Origin of the sequence: Sulfurimonas sp. NWX79, assembly GCF_039667035.1 — a bacterium.
Classification (GTDB): domain Bacteria; phylum Campylobacterota; class Campylobacteria; order Campylobacterales; family Sulfurimonadaceae; genus Sulfurimonas; species Sulfurimonas indica.
Genome location: NZ_JALCZL010000041.1, coordinates 1 through 4,256 on the forward strand (window position 1 = coordinate 1; position 4,256 = coordinate 4,256).

The 4,256-nt window shown below is 32.0% G+C and carries 2 protein-coding genes; both read left to right on the forward strand.

Going from position 1 to position 4,256, the window contains the following annotated elements; genetic code table 11:
* The first annotated feature begins 441 nt into the window (after nt 1-441).
* On the forward strand, nt 442-2,625 hold the full coding sequence (locus MNY27_RS10705; protein ID WP_346392323.1) for a response regulator: 2,184 nt from the start codon (nt 442-444) through the stop codon (nt 2,623-2,625).
* 22 nt (nt 2,626-2,647) lie between these two features.
* Entirely contained in the window at nt 2,648-3,910 is a 1,263-nt protein-coding gene (locus MNY27_RS10710; RefSeq protein ID WP_346392324.1) for a methyl-accepting chemotaxis protein, read from the forward strand.
* The last annotated feature ends 346 nt before the right edge of the window (nt 3,911-4,256 follow it).

Below are 4,256 nucleotides of genomic sequence, written 5' to 3' on the forward strand. Positions count from 1 at the left end.
TTGGTGCCTTTGGCAGTTGACACTAATGCCAAGTGGATGGATAGAAAATATGTTTCGTGGGAAAATTTGGAACATGATTGTGAAGTTGATGAGGAATTTACAGAAAATTTTTGACGCTATCTTTTTATTAAATGTTCGCATCTTCAATCCACTTTTTATCTACAGCACACTACCTATGACTTTATCTCTTATATCATTAAAATACAACTTAATATAATAACCAATACCATATCTTATCACAAACATGTTTCTTTTTGAAACAAAATGAAAATTAAAAACAAGAAACCTTCCTAAAATAAGTGCTTAGAGTATATTTATGAAAAAACTATCAATAAACTCACCATTTTTTCACTCTCTAAAGCTTTATTTAAGCTTATGTTAAACGGGGGGGGGTAAAATAACATTTCTATATACAATTTGTTATTTTTCCAAGGATTAAAAATGCTCTATTGTGATCAAGACTATCAACTAACCAAGAATGATTACAATATCCTTATTGTAGAAGACTCAGAATTTATCAACAAAGCAATTTTTTCTCTTTTATCACAAAAAAAATCATATAAACTTGATCAGGCTCATGATTTCTTACATGCAGAATCTTTGCTGAAAAACAAAGATTTTAATTTTATACTTTTAGATTTAAATCTACCCGATGCCTACGGTGAAGAGCTTGTCTCAGAGATTCAAAAACTTACAAATGCAAAGATAATTGTACTTACATCTGAGGTAGATATTCAAATTCGAGAATCTTTGTTTAAAAAAGGAATATTAGATTATATAGTCAAAGAAAAAAATTTTACCTCTATTATCAATTCCATCAACAACTCCATTGAAGCATTGGAAAAAAATAGATCTGATACAGTTTTAGTCGTAGATGACTCTATGTTTATGTGCAAACAACTTGAAAAAATTCTAAAAGTAAGAAATTACAGTGTTGCCACAGCATTAAATGCAAAAGAAGCTTTAAAAAAGCTACAAACCCTTAACATAAGCACTATCGTTTTAGATATGGAACTTCCAGATAAACATGGCTTAGAGTTTCTTCAAGAGATGAAAGATATAGATGAGTTTTGCCATATCCCTGTTCTCATCGTCTCCTCGACCAATGACCCTGAAGTTATTAGAAAAGCATTAAGAACCGGTGCTTCAGATTTTATAAAAAAACCTTTTATAATAGAGGAGTTCACTCTCAAAGTTGATTTATCTGTTGAAACCAATCGAAGATATGTAGAGGCTATATGTTCTAAAAAAATGCTTGGTGAATATAAAGAAGCCGTTGATGAAAGTTCATATGTAAGCAAAACCGATTTGAATGGCAATATCACATATGCCAATGAACTTTTTTGTACATTATCAGGGTACACCAGAGATGAGCTTATAGGATCACCTCATAGTATAGTAAGGCATCCCGATGTCTCTGCGTCTATTTTTAAAGGTATGTGGAAGACTATACAAGCCAAAAAAACATGGCATGGAATTATCAAAAACAAAAAGAAAAATGGAGAAGCCTACTATGTTAAGAGCACAATAAAACCTATCTTAGATGTAGATGGTAATATTTTAGAGTATATCGCAATACGAACAGATATTACAGAAGTAGAAACATACAAAGAAATTTTAAAAGAAAATTTAAATATCTCAAACAATAATCTGCAGTATCTGCAGCAGTATGAAAATGCAGTTGATGAATATATTTCAGTACTAAAAACAAATACAAAAAACACCATTGTCTATGTCAATGATAATTTTTGCCAAATTAGTGGCTATTCTAAAAATGAATTGTTGGGAAAAAACTGTAGAGAGTTGCGAGCACAGAAACACATAACAAAAGGTGATTGTGATACTATATCTCAAAAGTTAATAAATAAAAAAACAATCTCAATTCTTTTTGAAAATGTAACAAAAAATCAAAAAAAATATTTTGTAGATACAAAAATTTACCCTCTTTTAGATGAAAAAGGAGAAATAAGAGAGCATCTGCATCTTATGTACGAGGTGACAGACATTATAAAAATACATGAGGAGTTAGAAAGTACTCAAAAGGATATCATTTACAGAATGGGTGAAATTGGAGAGAGCCGTTCACAAGAGACAGGCAACCATGTAAAAAGGGTTGCAGAATATTCTAAACTTTTAGCGCATTTAGCCGGTCTCTCTAAAGAAAATGCAAATATTCTATTCTCAGCATCACCGATGCATGATATCGGTAAGGTAGCAATACCTGATGCAATCTTAAAAAAACCGGGCAAACTAACACCTGAAGAGTTCGAGATAATGAAGTCTCACAGTGAGATAGGATTTCAAGTACTTCAAGGCTCCAAGCGTCCAATTTTAAAAGCAGCGGCAATTGTTGCCTATACACACCATGAGAAATACGATGGTAGTGGTTATCCAAGAGGTATTAGTGGAAAGGAGATTCATATATTTGGGCGCATAACAGCCATAGCAGATGTATTTGATGCACTTGGAAGTGATAGGGTCTATAAAAAAGCCTGGGATTTAGATAAAATTCTCAATCTGTTTCAAGAGGAAAAAGGAAAACACTTCGATCCTAAGCTTATAGAACTGTTTTTCGAAAATTTAGAGCAGTTTTTAGAGATTCGAGATAGATTTAAAGATAATTAAAACTTAATAAAAAAATGGAAATATGTTCGTTGGTATAGCTATTGGCATTATAGGTATCGTAATCACACTTTTATTGTTCAACAAAGTGAGTATTTTGCAAAAAGAGTTGCATGCTGCACACGAGAAAGAAGCTTCTTTTGAAAAAGCAAAAGAGGAGTTTTGTGAATATTTTGATAGTTTACTACTAAAAGTGCAAAACGGTGACTTTTCAAAATCACTTAATGATATTAGTGATGATTCATATAGCCAACTGATTCGTTCTTTTGAAAAAACTGTAAATATTTTTTCAGAAAATAAAGATAGTGCGGAATATATAAAACTAAATAAAGCACTCACGCAACAGCTTACTTCTGGATGCCTCAATGATCTGCAAATACTGCAAGGCAATCTTGGTGTAAATGTTGGTAAACTTGAAGATATAGATAAACTCAACTCTACAAATAGTAAAGTATCTCAAGAGATGGAAACAGCTCTTGGCGATATTGCTACAAAAGTGGATACGATTGTAGATGATATTTCTGAAACCTCAAATATCGCAACACATCTTAATGAGAGTGTTGAAGCTATTAGCTCTGTAATATCACTAATAAAAGATATTTCTGATCAGACAAACCTTTTAGCTCTTAATGCTGCCATAGAAGCCGCTCGTGCAGGTGAACATGGACGAGGTTTTGCTGTTGTTGCCGATGAAGTAAGAAAGTTGGCTGAGAGAACCCAAAAAGCGACTGCAGAGGTTGAGATAAGCGTTCAAACACTCAAACAAAACTCTAATGACATAGAGTTAAAGGCACAAAGTTCCTACATGCTAACTTCAGAAATTGATAATCTTATTAATGAGTTCAGAATAAAAATGGATGAATCAAACAATAACACAAAAATGATTACACAAGATTCCAAAGATATCCTTTATGCAACATTTATTGTTTTAGTAAAACTTGACCATTTACTCTTTAAGGCAAATGGATATAGAACAGTATTTTTAGATAAAGTGGAAGCAAAATTTGCAGATCACCACAGTTGTCGTCTTGGAAAATGGTATGAAAGTGGACTTGGTAAAGAGATATTTGCAAGTACACCATCTTACAAAAGCTTGGAAAAACCTCATGCAGAGGTGCATGAAAATATTATTGATGCCGTGAAATGTGTAGAAGAAGGTACCTGCCTTATAGCTGTTGATAATGTATTAAGTTACTTCCAAAGAGCGGAAGTTGCTTCTCATCAAGTGATGGAGATACTTGACAAATTGCTACAAGAAGAACATCATAATAGGCTAAAGCAGTCATAAGAATTTGTTACAAAATAAAACATCACATAAAAATTATAAAAAAACAAAAAAAATTTATTTTATTATAAAAAAAAGGGGGGGGTAAAATAAGTTATAATAAAGTATTCTTATAAAAAGGGTTGAAAATGGAGTCTATCAAAAATTAATTTGATTTTTTAAGGTTTGTGTTTAAAAAGTAACTTTTAACTCACTTCCTTTAGTGCCAATTTTAGCAGTTCGTTTGACACCAATATAGGTATCGCACCACAGATCAGCTATCAATACAATGAACGAACTGCATTCTATGCATCATTGAGTCTGCATAATAGAAAATATTATAAAGCACCAGATAGGAAAAGTAATGGTT